At 40.1% G+C, this 15,031-nt stretch carries 18 protein-coding genes; 2 read left to right on the top strand and 16 right to left on the bottom strand.

The genetic code is table 11. The features are described from left to right. Positions 1-190 precede the first annotated feature (190 nt). The 16 genes from AC1DVP_RS05925 to AC1DVP_RS05850 all read right to left on the bottom strand — a co-directional run bounded on the left by AC1DVP_RS05925 (position 191) and on the right by AC1DVP_RS05850 (position 12,577). Positions 191-631, bottom strand: a complete 441-nt coding sequence (locus AC1DVP_RS05925) for a DUF3872 domain-containing protein (protein WP_477182578.1) — start codon at positions 629-631, stop codon at positions 191-193. An 11-nt stretch (positions 632-642) separates the two neighbouring features. Further along, positions 643-1,137, bottom strand: coding sequence for a conjugal transfer protein TraO (locus AC1DVP_RS05920; protein WP_477182705.1), 495 nt, complete (start codon positions 1,135-1,137; stop codon positions 643-645). Between the two features lie 93 nt (positions 1,138-1,230). Continuing rightward, complete coding sequence (gene traN, locus AC1DVP_RS05915) at positions 1,231-2,124, bottom strand: conjugative transposon protein TraN (RefSeq protein WP_477182577.1); 894 nt, start codon at positions 2,122-2,124, stop codon at positions 1,231-1,233. 25 nt (positions 2,125-2,149) lie between these two features. Next, on the bottom strand, positions 2,150-3,478 hold the full coding sequence (gene traM / locus AC1DVP_RS05910; protein WP_477182576.1) for a conjugative transposon protein TraM: 1,329 nt from the start codon (positions 3,476-3,478) through the stop codon (positions 2,150-2,152). Next, entirely contained in the window at positions 3,465-3,752 is a 288-nt protein-coding gene (locus AC1DVP_RS05905; protein ID WP_477182575.1) for a nitrogen regulatory IIA protein, read from the bottom strand. The genes traM and AC1DVP_RS05905 overlap by 14 nt, the downstream gene beginning before the upstream one ends. Positions 3,753-3,771: 19 nt before the next feature. After that, positions 3,772-4,200 carry a hypothetical protein gene (locus tag AC1DVP_RS05900; protein ID WP_477182574.1) on the bottom strand — a complete coding sequence of 143 codons (429 nt, stop codon included), beginning with the start codon at positions 4,198-4,200 and terminating at the stop codon, positions 3,772-3,774. 10 nt (positions 4,201-4,210) lie between these two features. Continuing rightward, positions 4,211-4,834, bottom strand: coding sequence for a conjugative transposon protein TraK (traK, locus tag AC1DVP_RS05895; RefSeq protein WP_477182573.1), 624 nt, complete (start codon positions 4,832-4,834; stop codon positions 4,211-4,213). 24 nt (positions 4,835-4,858) lie between these two features. Beyond that, complete coding sequence (traJ, locus tag AC1DVP_RS05890) at positions 4,859-5,851, bottom strand: conjugative transposon protein TraJ (RefSeq protein WP_477182572.1); 993 nt, start codon at positions 5,849-5,851, stop codon at positions 4,859-4,861. A gap of 3 nt (positions 5,852-5,854) precedes the next feature. Beyond that, positions 5,855-6,487 (bottom strand): DUF4141 domain-containing protein, encoded by a 633-nt coding sequence (locus AC1DVP_RS05885; protein ID WP_477182571.1) that lies wholly within the window; start codon positions 6,485-6,487, stop codon positions 5,855-5,857. A 33-nt stretch (positions 6,488-6,520) separates the two neighbouring features. After that, positions 6,521-9,016: a TraG family conjugative transposon ATPase gene (locus tag AC1DVP_RS05880; RefSeq protein WP_100844418.1), complete on the bottom strand. Its 2,496-nt coding sequence runs from the start codon at positions 9,014-9,016 to the stop codon at positions 6,521-6,523. Further along, the gene (locus tag AC1DVP_RS05875) at positions 9,013-9,342 is read right to left on the bottom strand and encodes a DUF4133 domain-containing protein (RefSeq protein ID WP_100844417.1); all 330 of its coding nucleotides are present in this window, start codon (positions 9,340-9,342) and stop codon (positions 9,013-9,015) included. Before AC1DVP_RS05875 ends, AC1DVP_RS05880 begins: the two co-directional genes overlap by 4 nt. 12 nt (positions 9,343-9,354) lie before the next feature. Beyond that, positions 9,355-9,660, bottom strand: coding sequence for a DUF4134 domain-containing protein (locus AC1DVP_RS05870; RefSeq protein WP_100844416.1), 306 nt, complete (start codon positions 9,658-9,660; stop codon positions 9,355-9,357). 206 nt (positions 9,661-9,866) lie between these two features. After that, positions 9,867-10,715 carry a hypothetical protein gene (locus AC1DVP_RS05865; protein ID WP_100844415.1) on the bottom strand — a complete coding sequence of 283 codons (849 nt, stop codon included), beginning with the start codon at positions 10,713-10,715 and terminating at the stop codon, positions 9,867-9,869. Between the two features lie 38 nt (positions 10,716-10,753). After that, positions 10,754-11,386 carry a conjugal transfer protein TraD gene (locus AC1DVP_RS05860; RefSeq protein ID WP_100844414.1) on the bottom strand — a complete coding sequence of 211 codons (633 nt, stop codon included), beginning with the start codon at positions 11,384-11,386 and terminating at the stop codon, positions 10,754-10,756. A 2-nt stretch (positions 11,387-11,388) separates the two neighbouring features. Next, positions 11,389-11,805, bottom strand: coding sequence for a DUF3408 domain-containing protein (locus AC1DVP_RS05855; protein WP_100844413.1), 417 nt, complete (start codon positions 11,803-11,805; stop codon positions 11,389-11,391). Between the two features lie 4 nt (positions 11,806-11,809). After that, positions 11,810-12,577 (bottom strand): ParA family protein, encoded by a 768-nt coding sequence (locus AC1DVP_RS05850; protein ID WP_024981706.1) that lies wholly within the window; start codon positions 12,575-12,577, stop codon positions 11,810-11,812. Positions 12,578-13,300: 723 nt separating this feature from the next. On the opposite strand from AC1DVP_RS05850, the gene mobA reads away from it, so the two are divergent. Then, positions 13,301-13,732: a conjugal transfer protein MobA gene (mobA, locus tag AC1DVP_RS05845; RefSeq protein ID WP_100844412.1), complete on the top strand. Its 432-nt coding sequence runs from the start codon at positions 13,301-13,303 to the stop codon at positions 13,730-13,732. 7 nt (positions 13,733-13,739) lie between these two features. Further along, positions 13,740-15,026 carry a conjugal transfer protein MobB gene (gene mobB, locus AC1DVP_RS05840; RefSeq protein ID WP_100844411.1) on the top strand — a complete coding sequence of 429 codons (1,287 nt, stop codon included), beginning with the start codon at positions 13,740-13,742 and terminating at the stop codon, positions 15,024-15,026. The last annotated feature ends 5 nt before the right edge of the window (positions 15,027-15,031 follow it).

The raw sequence follows: 15,031 nt of genomic DNA, 5'->3' as shown, positions 1-15,031 counted from the left end.
AGAAAAATTTTCACAATCATTATTATTATTTCAATGCTTATATAATTCTCTAGTACCTAAAATAATTTTAGAATATACCATTTAAAAAACCAACTGATTACCAAATATTTAACCTAAAAAAAAACAATAAAAAATTGACCTGCTAAATATAGCAGGTCAATTTAATTTATATTAACCGTCAATAATTTTATCAATTACTGCTATTGAATTCAAAGCTCAATTGCTTTTCGTTCCCAAAATTATCCGAAATCCATACGTCAAAGGATTGCGATACAGTGGAGTTCGAAGTATAATAGAGCCTAAATTGCTTCGCCTGCAACGGGTACAAATCGTTGGGCAGATACGGCGGTTCTTCATAATACTGCAAAGTTCCTTGTCCATCAAACTGAAAGTAGCGAAGATAATATTGCGTGTTATTATAATTGCCGGTTGACAGTATAGTTATCCTAATCTCCACGGTATTGCCATTAGCAATTTCTTTGGGTACGGGCATAACCTTAAGCTCAAAAGGGAAATCATTTTGTATTTCCAGTTCGCCTTTGCTACAAGATGTAACAGAGCTTGTCAGGATTGCCAGCAATACATACATTGGCAGTAAGCCTATTTTGAATCTATTGAAAAATGCTGTCATAGTTTTATATTTTAAAAGTTAATCCTCAATCCCAGACCTACTGAAGTTCGGAACTGTTCCAAGTCAGTACCCCACAAAACTTTAGTGCGCCCCTGAAGGATCAATACACAACGGTCGGACAAATATGTTTCAAAAGACAGCCGTCCGCCTGCACCGTAAATGAAGTTGTCTTCAGTCAATATTTTTGCCCCATCATACAACAGATTTTTGCCTCGGTTAATACTTTCATAACCCAGTACACCAGTTATGGCTGTATTAAGGGTAATGCTCTTACGGGCGTCACCCAGCAGAAAGAAACTGTAACCACCTTCGGTTGTATAGGTTTCCTGTGGTAAACAGAGGTCTTTATACTCATCATATTGGTGCGTGTATTCCAAAGCCCAAAGCTGGTAATTGCCATTTTTACCGTTTACAGTCATACCGATATTGAGATAGTAGTTCCTGCCTGGATGGTCATCGGATAAGGTTCCTGCGTTTACTTCCAACCCTTTTTGTTTAGGCAGCATTCGTTGTGCCTGTGCGATAGTGAAGCCTATAAGGATAAACATCGCCGTATAGATATACTTTTTCATTTTTCTGTTAATACGTTTAATGGATTATTAAAATTTCAAGTGCATATCGGTAATCAAACGAGCCTTAATCAAATCGGAATTTTCTACCTGAAGGGTTTGATGCCTTCCTCCGTTCTTCTCGAAAATATCAATCAGCAACATCTTGTCATCCGCAATGGTAAACTGGTCTAACAGGAACACATTTTGTTCTGTTGTTTTGCCGTCAATCTCACCCAGTGGCTTGTAAGTGCGTAGTGGTATCATTGATTTTTCCTGTATCACGGTACGCTTTGCTATCTTCTTGTCTACAACCTTGAAATTGATAAAATCAATTTGAAAAGGAACATTGGTACGGTTTATCAGTTCCGTATGGAAATAGTATTTACCATTATGGATGTAAATTCCTTTGAGAAAAAACTGTATGCCGAAACTTTTCGCTCCGATATGCTTTACAATGCGCTTATCGTTTTTGTAAATGGTCTCCAATAATAAGCCTGCCAGTGATGGTGAGTTATTACCCAATTCTTCAAAAAGCACGTCGTTTCCGCTGGCTTTATCCACTGTCTTTTGCATTGTCAGCAGGTCATAACTCAACACCTCGGGGGATGAGCTGTAATGCACATTGAAACTGTAAAAATGGCCGTCATTGGTAATCACCGAAAAATTGGTTTCGGTCCCAAACTCTTTTACCGATGCTTTTACACGAAGTACATTTTCTGCATCTTCAGCTTTTCCTGCAATCAGGTATTCACTGCCCAGATCCACATAGCGGATAGCGGTTGGAAAAATCAGATGCGAAGTCTTGTCATAAGTAACTTCCATACAGTACGGTTCTATCTTGCCCAATGTAAGAGAAGTTTTTGCACTGTCCTGTGCAAAAGAAGATACGGTAAAGCCGATGATTAGGGCAAATGCCCAAAAGGTTTTAAAGTAATTTTTCATTGTTTAATTCTATTTTCGTTTAACATTATTTTTTGGAAACAAGGAACAGTTGATGCCCTGCCTTTAGAGTAACTTTCGGTGTCTTCACTTTTTTGGAGAAATAACCCGAAATGCCCTGAACTACGCCACGGCTCAAATCAGCGGCAACCTGTTGTCCTGCTGATTGGGTAAGCATCAGGCTTGTACCAGATTGTTGGCTCATATTGCCAGCCATCTCGGTAAGGGCATTCATTTCGGGCGAATACGGCACATACAAACCTTGCTGACCGTCCAGATCATAAACCGTAATATCAACCGGGAGGATGTTTCCGTCCAATTCTATGGAAATAACCTTCATCTGTAAACGTCCTCCCTCAAGTTTGGCGTTAGCCGTTAAAATTGTTCCCTTGGGAATGGTACGATTAGGCGTTTGGGCCGGTTCCAATAAGCGGAGGCGTACACCGCTTTCACCGATAATGGTCTGCGTTTCCTGTACACAGGCTTTGATACTGTTTTTGGGTTGTACCACTTGCTCTAAAGCACCTGCAGTATAAAAACTGCTGTTCTTGTTTTGACTCCAATCAGCTAAAAAGACACTATCGGTAGGCTCACGGTACAAGGTGGATACGGTGTTCTTTCTTGTAGTTGTGAATGCCACAAACTGCTCTTTTTGAGTAGAGGACGAAGATTTGGAATCTGTACCATTGGCAAGTGCAGCTTCTCCCCTGCTTGCACCTGAAGGAAGATATTTTGCTGCCATCTGATAGGATTTCTCCATCAATGCCAATTGGTTATCGACAGTTACTTTGGCAGGAATGTCTTTCTCAGCCAGCTTTTCCTTTAATTCTTCCAATTGCTTGTGGAGTTTCTGTGTTTCAGAATTATCGTCCTTATAGAAAGAGCCCAATGTGCTTTGCACGTTGCGGTAACTGTTCAAGGCGGGATTACTCTGTTTTCCAGATACGTTGGCACTACTAGAGCTTTCTTCCTCTTCAGACAAGTCCTCTCCTGGTTCTCCTTTTTCGTCTGCATTCCAGTAATCAGAAAGAGATGTGAGATCGTTCCGTTTTTCCTGATTCTTACGTTCCAGCATTTCCTCTTCGTATGCCTTACCCTTATCGTCAGGCATTCCTGTACCCGTAGCCTGAGGCACGACATCGTTCAGTCCAATTTTCTCGACTTCCTTTTTCTCGGAAGACGGTTTAAAGATCAGGTACATACAGCCTACAAATACGATTCCCATTAAACCAAATATCAGTGGCTTTTTTAGCTTCTGGACTTTATCCTGTGTACTGTCTTGCAGTACCTCATCGGTTGCTGCAGGGTTACCTTCCGTTACCCGAACAACCGTTTTTTTGTTCTCATTTTCTTTCATAAATCTTATATTTTAAAATTGTTGTTAATGTATCCTGCAATTTTGTAGGACTTTCATTTTTTTTGTGGATGGGGTTCACGATATGCTCAATGCCTATATCGTTTCGGGACTTTGAAGTTTCATACCATACTTTGCCAATGACCCCCGCAGTAAGTAGCAGATAACCCACAAAGAAGTACAGCATACATTGATGCTGTTTTTGTATTGGCAATACCCGCCAACGTTCATCCAGCTTGTCAAAGTACCTTTCCATAGTTGCTCTTAATTTTCTCATAGCCTTCTAATTTCTTTTGTTATAGCTTGAAACGCTTTGGACTTTTTTCTGCCTCTTGCTTCGGTTCTTCACTAACCAAAGAGATTGAAGCAATCGCTTTGGGTACGGATAGTATAGAAAGGTCTGTCAGAGCTGATTTTTTCATCAGTTGTCCGAAGCCATCTTTTTTTGCTACCTCCATTCTGTTGAGAGAGAATTTGCCGTTCAAGTATTTTACCCACATACTGCATTCAACACGAGGCTTATCTTCTCCCGACCATTGCAGATAGCTTGTCAGCAACAATTCCTGTTTAGGCAAATTGTCGGCATCCTTTTGGCAACTTTCGAGGTATTCACAGATACTGTCTTTTAGCTTTCCGGGATACGCGCCCTGAGTGTGGAAATAACCACTATATCCTTTTTCGGTAAGGGTTATAGCGAAAGTGTTTAAATCTGAAAATGTTTCCATACGATTATTTTTAGCGTTCGATAACTTCAATGTCCTTGTTTTCGACCACTGAAAATTTTTCTATATTGAAGCCCTGCGGGTTATTGTCCGAACGGACGGAATTGACCAGATAGCAGGAAGTAATCAGATTACGTTTGGTCACATTGCTGGAACGGATGATGAACTGTTTCGCATAGGTGCGGACCGCATAGGGATAGGTGTCAAAATTGCAGACCACACTATCCACTTCAATACGCTGCTGCACATTACCTGATATAATACGGTTGTAATATCCCTTTTCCGAAAGGTCTTTGTAATAATCAAAGGCACTTTTATCGGCAAGATTAAACGCACGTCTCATATTACTTTCGATAGCATTCTTATCGGGAGCCAGCGTAAAGAACAATTCATGAAAGTGCCTTACGTGTTCCCTCCCTTCGACCGGACGGTTGATGGATGCATCCTGTGCAAGTGCGAGCATCAGCGATTTTCCATTGTCCAGTACATAGATTTTTTGGCGTTGTTCTTCTGCAAAGCGGTAGGATTGCCATACGGCATATCCTGCAACACTTATGCAGAGAACGGCAAATACAAGGGCGTAAAGTCTTATTTGACGAAAGCTGTTTTCGATATTTCTTAGCGTTTTAAATTCCATTTTTTACTGATTAATAGTTTTACATTATTTGAGTAACTGTCCGCCGATATTTCCTGCTGCCGAACCTGCCCCCGCTCCAGCAATATTTCCTGCTTTCATTGCGGCTTGGTTCATATTACGGGTAAAATTTCCTGCGCCACCAGCCTGAATAATCCAGCCTGTCACGGTCGGAATGGTAAAATATCCCACAATACCGATGATCATAAAAATCACATACACGGTATTTGAGGTATCGGGAATGAAAGTCGGATCAGCAAGCATTTCGATATCCCTTTCTATAATCAGGGATTGTATCTTGGCAAGCATAGAGCTGAAGAGGTCGGCTACAGGTAACCATAAATACACACTGACATATCGCGTAAGCCATTGCGTAAGTGTCGATTGAAAACCATCCCAGACCGATATCGCAAAGGCAATTGGACCGAGTATGGACAATACAATCAAAAAGAAAGTACGTATGGTGTCAATCACCAGAGCAGCTGCCTGAAATAGGATTTCCAGCAATTCCCTGAACCAGTTTTTTACAGACTGCTCAATCCTGTACATCTCTTTTTCCATATACATCCCCGACATCGTGACCAGATCAGATGGTGACCAACCCAGTTCTTCCAGCTTTTTATCGAACTCTTCGTTCGATACCAAATAAGCATTTTCAGGATTTCGAAGCATGGCTTCCCGTTCCAACAGATCCTTTTTTGTCTGTAGGTCGTTCAGGTCAAGCACCTGATTTTCGAGGATGGCATGCGTCCCTTGTACTATCGGACTAAGGATTGCATTGATTGTTCCAAGTACCATGGTTGGGAAAAACATGATGCAAAGACCTAAAGCAAAAGGACGCAGTAAAGGATACACATCAATCGGCTCTGCCCGACTTAGTGCCTGCCACACCTTAATAGCTACATAGAATAAGGCCCCCAAACCAGCCACTCCTTTCGCCACTGCCGCCATATCGGCGGACAGTGGCAGCATCTCATCATACAAGGAACGCAGGACTTCGTGAAGATTATTAAATTCCATAACCTACCAGTATTTTTGGTTAGCAGTTCCATAGAGTTCGAGCACTCTCTTACTATTATTCTGTTTTTTTGCCCTTAGAAAGCTTACCGAGATATTTTTGTTGGTGTAATAGCGTACAAGGCTGTGGTATTCCTTAATTTCTTTATACACACGGTCAATAATATCCATACGCTCTTTATCATTCAATGACAAACTGGAAGAACTTACGATCTGTTTGAGTTCTTTCAGCAGTTCGGTACTTTCGTTAAGTAGTACCGCATAACCATTGGCGATAGCCATCAATTCCTGGGCAGAAAAATTGGGATCATTCATCATTTTGCCAAAATTCTGAACATACATTTCGGAAACATCTCCAACCAATAGTACGGTCTGTTGTACCTTACGGGCATCTTTCACAAGATTGTTGACGGCTTGCAGCTTGTCATAATATTCCTTGCCTTGATTATATACCTTTTCCACTTCCTTGAAATTTTTGATAACATTGGATACCGTGGATGAAGTCTGTACAATTTCATTGGCACTGTTAAGAATGCCTGAAGCCAGGTTTGTGGGGTCTGTAACCACCCATTGGGCTTTTGCGGACGGTGCTATAGCCAGCATTAGAGCTGTCAACACCATGAATAGTATTTTTTTCATTTCTCTTTTATTTTTAAATGATTAATAATTGTTTTACTTTTCTCTTCTTTGCAGGGCTATCCTCTTGATGGCCTGCTCTACATTTCCATCCAGTTCACCAGCAAGCTTCATCACTTCCATTTTTTCAGTTTCTTCGGTGGTATAGGCGAGATATTCTTCTACGGACACTTCTGTGGCATATACTGCCGAATGGGTTCCACCCAAACCAATCCATACTTCCTTGTAAAGCCGTGATGGGTCATTGTTCATGTTGATGGAAAGTACCTGCCCCTTCTCCTTGTCCGTAAGTCCAAGCATGGCCTGTATGTCATCAAACTTATTCATGTATTTGCGCTGGTCGAGCAGGATTTTGCAATCAGAATTATTGATAATACTTTCTTTGACAATGGGTGATTGGATAATGTCATCGACTTCCTGTGTTACTACTATAGCCTCGCCGAAAAACTTCCTAACCGTTTTGAATAGGTACTTTATATATTCAGCCATGCCTTCCTTGGCAATCGCTTTCCAAGCCTCTTCAATCAAAATGAGTTTACGGATACCTTTCAATCTTCTCATCTTGTTGATGAACACCTCCATGATGATGATCGTCACGATTGGGAAGAGGATTTTATGGTCTTTGATTGCATCAATTTCAAACACAATGAAGCGTTTGGAAAGAAGATCTAACTGCTTATCGGAATTTAGCAGGTAATCGTATTCGCCTCCTTTGTAATACGGTTCCAGTACATTGAGAAAATTGGCAATGTCAAAGTCTTTTTCCCTCACCTGTTTTTCTTCCAATACCTTATGGTAATCCCCCTGCACATATTCGTAGAAGCCATTAAATGAAGGATAGGTATCATCCTGCTTGATGCGTTCGATATAACCGCTTACTGCATTGGATAATGCTACTTCTTCGGAGCGGGTCGGCGGTTCGTCATCACGTTTCCACAAGGTCACGATTAATGTTTTGATGCTCTCCCTTTTCTCTATGTCGAACACGCCATCATCTGTATAGAAAGGATTGAAGGCAATGGGATTGTCTTCTGTGTAAGTGAAGTAAACCCCGTCTTCGCCTTTGGTTTTTCCTTTTATAAGTTCGCACAACCCTTGATACGAGTTACCGGTATCAACAAGCAGGACATGTGCTCCTTGCTCATAGTATTGCCTAACCATGTGATTGGTAAAGAAAGATTTACCACTTCCTGATGGCCCCAATATAAACTTGTTCCGGTTTGTGATAATGCCACGCTTCATTGGCAAATCGGAAATATCTAAATGGATGGGTTTTCCGGTCAGACGGTCTGCCATCTTGATCCCAAATGGCGATGGTGAATTGTGATAGTTGGTTTCTTCAGTGAATAAGCATAAAGCAGGCTCAATGAACGTATAAAAGCTTTCTTCACTTGGAAAATCGCCAGCATTTCCCGGCATTCCTGCCCAGTAGAGCGTAGCTACATCGGTGGTATTATGACGGGGCTTGCATTCCATCAGAGCCAAAGCACTACCGCAGTCGTTCTTTAACTGTTTAAATTCACTCGGGTCATCCGACCAAGCCATGATGTTGAAGTGTGCCCTGATGGAGGATAGCCCAAAACTGTGTGCTTCGTTCAAGTATCGCTCTATCCATTCTTTATTGATTTGATTGGCACGGCTGTAACGAGCCAGTGAATGCATATTCCTTGCAGACTTCTCAAACTTTTGCAGGTTGTCTTCGCTGTTATCCAAAAACAGATATTGGTTGTAGATGTGATTGCAGTTTAGCAACAAGCCCACTGGAGCAGCAAACGACAAACGGCAGTCGCTCCGGTCGGTAGATAGTTTTTCGTAACGAGTATCTGCTGATACTGCCGAAGGCAGGTCGTCCGTATCGGATAAGGTGTGCAGACACAATCTTTTGTTGCCGACACGGACTTCTTCTGGTCCGAGTGCAATGTCCTGCATTGGTGTTCCGGCCTCCCTTGACAGTGTTAGATACTGTTCCAGTAGTCCCTGTTTTTCATCCGTACCAATGATGTCTTCTTCCGTTAAACGTCGTAGCCCCATAAATCCGCTGTCATTTGCAATACGTTCAAATTGTCCAACGGCTTCCATGAAACGATGGATCACTTCCTTGTCCCTGATTTCTTTTGGTATAAGAGCACCTTTGCAAAGCGATGAAAAATTGCTCTGCATTCGCATTCTTTCCTTAGTGGTCTTGGTCAGGAATAGGTAACAATAATGGTTCAGAAAAGGGCGTTCGTTAAAATGCTGCTGATAAGATTTACCTAAAAAGCTCAAATCATCGCTCGCAATGTCTGGCGCATAGTTTTCCTTGATGTACCAGTCCTGTTTATGGACAACTGTATAATCGGGCAAAGTCTTGATGGCTTTGTGCCAAGCGGAATGAATAGCTTCATATTCAGCAGAAGCCACCGTGAACAGTTCCGGCAAACGCACTTCAAAACAAGCGGTAATGTCTGCATCCTTTGATAGAATACAATTGTTTTCTACCGCAAGTAAGGGAAACTTATTTTCCAGTGTTGTGGTCTTGGCTACATTTCTCATAAGGCATTCGATTTAGAAGTGAACTTTAAATAGCGGTGTAACGGCTTGCGACAGATGATGTATCGTGGGTGTCTTTTTCTTGCCCCAATTTTCATCAGGCCGTGTTCCCCATACTTTTTGTTCAATGAAAAGGTCTGCCATACAATCAGCGAAGCACCGCCTGCTCCAAGCAACAGGCAGATATAAGAGTTTACGCCAGCCATATACATAATCATTACAAGAATCAGTGTACCAAGCAGTCCGCCTGCGAAAATGAACAAGTATTGTGCTTTCAACCCCTTAAATTCTACTGTTCTTCCGATGCCTTTATTGATATTGTAATTCATAAGCCCGTGGGATTAAAGGAAGAATGAACGTAAAATGGTAGCGGCTACGATTAAGAAGATACACGCACCAAACCAACTTGCTGCTGTCTTGCTTGTATCGGGATCTCCGCTACTGAACTTACCGTACACTTTAACCCCTCCAATGAGACCTACCACGGCTCCAATAGCGTAGATGAGTTGTGTGGCAGGATCGAAATAGGACGTAACCATTTGTGTGGCTTCGGTGATACCAGCTGAACCGTCTCCCTGTGCCAACACACTGAAGCCTGTCAGCATTACCATTGTTGCCAGCAGGATTTTTTTTCTTTGTTTTTCCATGATTTTAACATTTTAAATTGTTATGTTTAGCCTGCTCCATGCAGATTATCCAGACAAATATCTCATGGAAAACGAAGAGCTATAACAAAGCGGCAGTTTGTGGAATTACTTGGTAGTGAGTGGCATTATGATTAATGTTTGTGCATAAAAAAACGCCAGAACTTTTGGCTCTGACGCTTCTTTTTTTTATCCATAAAATGAATGTTTTACATTTTTCTACCCTTTTTTTGTTCAGGGAATATATCTGACAATTTCTTGGCTTCTATTTTCTCTTTTTGTTCCAATTTTTGTTCTTCAAGGTTTAGCTTAATATTTTCTGGAATATTGGTTTCCTTCCATGGTAGTGTTCTCGCTTTAAAGTGTAATTGAAGAGTATCTTCTTTTATAAGGTGTCCGGGCCCAAAACCATATTTTATGTTCCAGCCAACATTATCCAATTCACTAAGATGCGGAAATTTTATCACTATGATTTCCTTGGGCAGTTCGGTAATGGTTCGAATACCCACTTCCTGAAATTCACGCGTTTTTGGATTATAAGGAATAATATATGCCTGGTAATAACGATCATAATACTCCCTTATTTCAGATAAATCTATTCCTTTGGACTTAAAGTCATCTTTTGGTCGAAGCTTGTCCATCACTAAATCAACATAAAAGGTGTGTCCAGCAATATCCAATGTTGGCAATATTTTTTTGTTCCATCGCAAATCAATCGGACTTCCCGGTTTTATCGTCAATTCAAAATCTGTCTTTCCCGAAATTTCTTCTATTGTTCGGTTGTACTTTTTTGCCATACCTATAGGATCGAGCTCTACAAGATTGGGGATTTTTATTTCCTTTGAATGGTTGTTATTGCCCAGAGCCATTGATGCTCCAAAAGGAAGAAAATTATTGATTGTCATATCATACTGAAAACGGTAACCGTCACCAACATACAGCATATTTTTAATGCTCATCCTGTTTTGAGGGTTGCCTTTTTCCTTCAGCTCATTTTTTATAACATCTACAAAAAAATCAGTTCCTTCGATGTTCACTGTCGGTAATTCTCGTTCCATAATATTCTGTTTTTAAAGAACAAAGGGAAGTCGTCTTTTTAGACAAACTCCCCAATGTCAAAATCACTCAAATCATTTTTCCGCAAAGTGGAAGAACTAGAATTAGTTTCAGAAGAAAGGCTCCCGTCCAACAGCTCCGCTATTTTACGGGACGCACTTTCTATGGAATTTTCCAATAGGCTGAATAATTCAGTTCCTTGTATTTTCTGAACTATAGCAACCACTGTTTCCTTTTGAGATGGCTCCAATTTGTTTTTTTGCAGCAACATCCCCGCAGAGCTTAGTTCTTCAAAGGTAACCCCTTGGGCAAAACCGTCATTCCTACCAGATATTCCATATCTGTTCCATTCTTCTTCCTCTTCCTCAAAATCAGGCATATTTCCAAAAACTTCATCCAGTTCTTCCTGCGGAATTTGTATATCGACATCTACCTCGTCGATTTCAATATCAAAATTATTCATTTCATGTTTCCGCTTTTTACTTTGGCTTTCAGTGGCACGTTTTGGCACTGAAAGGCTTCTCATTGGTTTGGGCTGTCCCATAATATCAGGTAGGTTCGGATTAGGTTTTTCCTGAGTTGGTTTTTGCTCCGTCCTTTTCTTGATAATTATCTTATCCTGCATCAAGAGCGCAATAATAATGAGCAGGCATATTACGATTACTGTTTCCATAATTATAAAATAGGTTTGTATTTATTGTTGAAACTTGTGATAATCTGCTCACCAAACTCCTGAAAATGATATTCGAGAAGATTATCTAAGTAGGCATAAATAGTTATCTTATCTTCGCCTATTACCTGTACGATTCGGGACAGTTTCTCATGAAAATCCGGTCGAATATATACCGTTTTGCCATCCCGGGCATTGGTGTCAGGCCTTTTGAAAAATATACTTTCGTAATCCCGATCATTTACTTTTTTGCCTTTGTTCCGTTCCTTCGCTAAAGACTTTTCCTGCAATGGTTTTATCGGAGTTTCTGGTTCTTCCTGCGGAAGTTGTAATCCCTCCTTCTTTATTCCATCTACCATCAAATTCATCATTAACTCTTCGTTGATTTCGGGAATTGCTTTTTTCTTATTGTCTTTTTCCATGCTATTACAATTGAACGATTCTTAAAAATTCCGTCATAAACTGGTCTAAGCGGCAAGCATTCATCAATCGTTCATCGGGAGGCATTAAAGTTGACCGAAAAACAGTCTTTGCACCCGCTTCGCTCTCCTTGCGGAAACGTGTACTGTTCATAATCTGACATTGCATTAGACTTAAGCCCAACTCATCAATAAGTTTATTATAAACATCGTACAAGGGTGAGCGTTCACGACCATCTACCTGATTCCAAAACAGATTAATGGTTTTAATGGAGGTTTCTCCTTTTTTCATAATAACATCCTTCATTAGCTGGGTAAAAATGAGTGTACTTTCCATAACTACACGATCTGCTACAATAGGCGTGAAAATATGGTGCATCCCCGCCAGAGCTTTCAAAATACCAGGAGTGTTTACTGTTCCCGGAAGGTCAAAAAAGATAAAATCAACCGGAACGGAAGTGGATTCTAAAAAATCATGCGCAGCCTCCAATACACCTTCAGCTTTATGCTGAATGATCGGATAAGCTTTTTTGTTAATAGTCGTAAATTGTTTGAATGCCATCCGTTTTAAAAACTCATTTTCCATCACCATAGCCAAATCACGAGTCTTCATTTTCATTAAACTATGTTGTGGAAAATCAGCATCGAATACGGCTACATTGTAGCCAAGACGATAATGTAGTGTACTGGCCGCAAGTGCCGTAAAGGTGGTTTTGCCAACTCCTCCCTTTTGGGACGAAAAAGCAATGAATACTGTTTTGTGTTCTGTTTTCATTTTTAACTCTATTTAATTATTCACTTATATCTCTACATAGATAGATACTTATCAACTATCGCCCATACATATGTAATTTTGTAGATAGTTATATAGCCACTTAAGCACGTATTACACTACTTGAATACTGACATATGTACATCTGTCTTTAGGTAGGTATACAAATAAATTTGCATTATCAGACCTATTTGTGTACAAACTCAGATCTGTAAATCTGCACTTATGCAACTATGTAATTTTATATCCTCATCTGCATCTATCCACACCCTTACGCTTGTATATACATAAGCGACTAAATACATAATTGAGAAACTACGTACCAACATAATTATCTGTTTAGATCCGCTTGCAGGCACAAAGAAATGTAGATATATACGTCCTTATTTTAAAGTGGTACGAATTGGCGCTCATTGACACTGTTTGGCACTACGACACTGTGCAACACTCTACTTAAGAGAAGTTTACTTTGTAAAATGATTTTTATTAATGGATTTATGCAAGAGCACTTCGATAGATCAGATTATAAAGTGAACGACCCGAAGCCGTTTTTCCCTGCTTTATTTAATCCGTCCCGCAGGGCGGATTTTTGTGTTCGCCAGAACACGGCAAGTTGTGTTTTGAGGCACTCCAAACTCCGTTCGTGCCTCAAAACAACTTGCCCTGCCGGGAGCTGAAAACCCTTCCGAAGTCAGGATTTTTGTTGAAGTTAAAAATGGATTAGTGATGAACGAAAACAGTAATAAAAAACAGAATAAAGGCGGACGAACTCCGAAGAACGATCCGAGTATTCACCGCCACGTTTTTCGTCTTACGGACGAAGAAAATATCAAATTATTATCTCTTTTTGAAGCATCGGGAATGACCAATAAAGCAAAATTTATCATTTTCGTATTGTTTGGAAGGGAAATTAAAACGGTTAAAATAGACAAAGCTGTGTTGGATTTTTATATGAGGCTAACCTCTTTTCACAACCAGTTCCGCTCTATTGGCGTGAATTACAATCAAATTGTAAAACTACTTTATCGCAATTTTTCAGAGAAAAAAGCGGCAGCTTATCTCTACAAATTGGAAAAGCAAACGGCTGAAATGGCAGTGTTATGTCAAAAAATAATCCAGCTCACAGAAGAATTTGAAGCCAAACATTTGAAAAAATAGTACTGAAATGATAGCAAAAATCGGAAGAGGAAGCAATTTATATGGTGCATTGGCATACAATCAACTCAAAGTGGAAAAAGATAACGGGCAAATTCTATTTACTAATAGAATAATAGAAACACCTAATGGACAGTATTCCGTTGCTCAGTTGGTTCGCTCTTTTGAACCTTATCTGATTGCCAACCGTAATACCGAAAAGCAAACTTTGCATATTTCTCTTAATCCTGACCCAAAGGATAATGTAAGTGATGAAAAGTTCAAACTAATAGCTCAGGAGTATATGCAGGAACTGGGTTATAGGGAACAACCTTTTGTAGTATTCAAGCATACGGATATTGATCGCACCCATATTCATATTGTATCAGTTTGTGTGGATGAAGAAGGCAAAAAGATTTCGGATAAGTTCGAAAAAAGACGATCTATGAATGTATGTCGTGAACTCGAAAGTAAATACGGACTTCTATCAGCTACAGAGAAAGAGCACAAGCAAAATGATAATATTTTCCATCCTGTGAATTACCAAATAGGAGATATAAAAAGCCAGATTGCTTCGGTTGTCCGTCACCTACCTAAGTATTATAAGTTCCAGACGTTGGGAGAATACAATGCATTACTTTCCCTGTTCAATATTACCACTGAAAAAGTAGAGGGAGAATTGCAGGGAAAAATTCGCCAAGGCTTATTGTACATTCCTTTAAATGAAAAAGGAGAAAGAGCTGGACATCCGTTCAAGGCTTCCTTATTCGGAAAGAATGCAGGGCTACCGACTTTGGAATTACATTTTGCAAAAAGCAAAGAGGCTTTGAAAGACCACCCGACAAAGCCAACCATTAAAGCTACTGTTACCATTGCCCTGCAATCAACAAGTGATGAGCAGGCTTTTAAAAAAAGATTAGGTGAACAGGGCATTAACGTAGTGGTACGGAGAAATGACACAGGGCGTATTTACGGAATAACTTTTATAGACCATAATTCTAAAGCAATTTGGAACGGTTCACGTTTAGGCAAAGAACTTTCTGCCAATACCTTAAATGATTATTGGAACCATAATATCAAACCCGACATTAAAAAGCCAGTTGAACTACAATCTAAAATATCAAAACCAAATGACACAGATCTTCCTGCAGAACAACCACATCATTTGTTCGACTTCCTGAATACTTCAGAAAAACATGAAGATGGTTTGATCGAAACATTGAGTGCCTTACTTCCCGAAGCACAGGGTGAAGATTACGAAGAACAAGATTTTGCCAATAAGATGAAAAAGAAGAGAAAACGTAAAAGAGGTCAGTAGATTTT

The organism is Flavobacterium sp. P3_A6 (genome assembly GCF_056403035.1).
The sequence above is the reverse complement of the archived record's forward strand: the minus strand, read 5'-3'. Positions and strand labels throughout refer to the sequence as shown.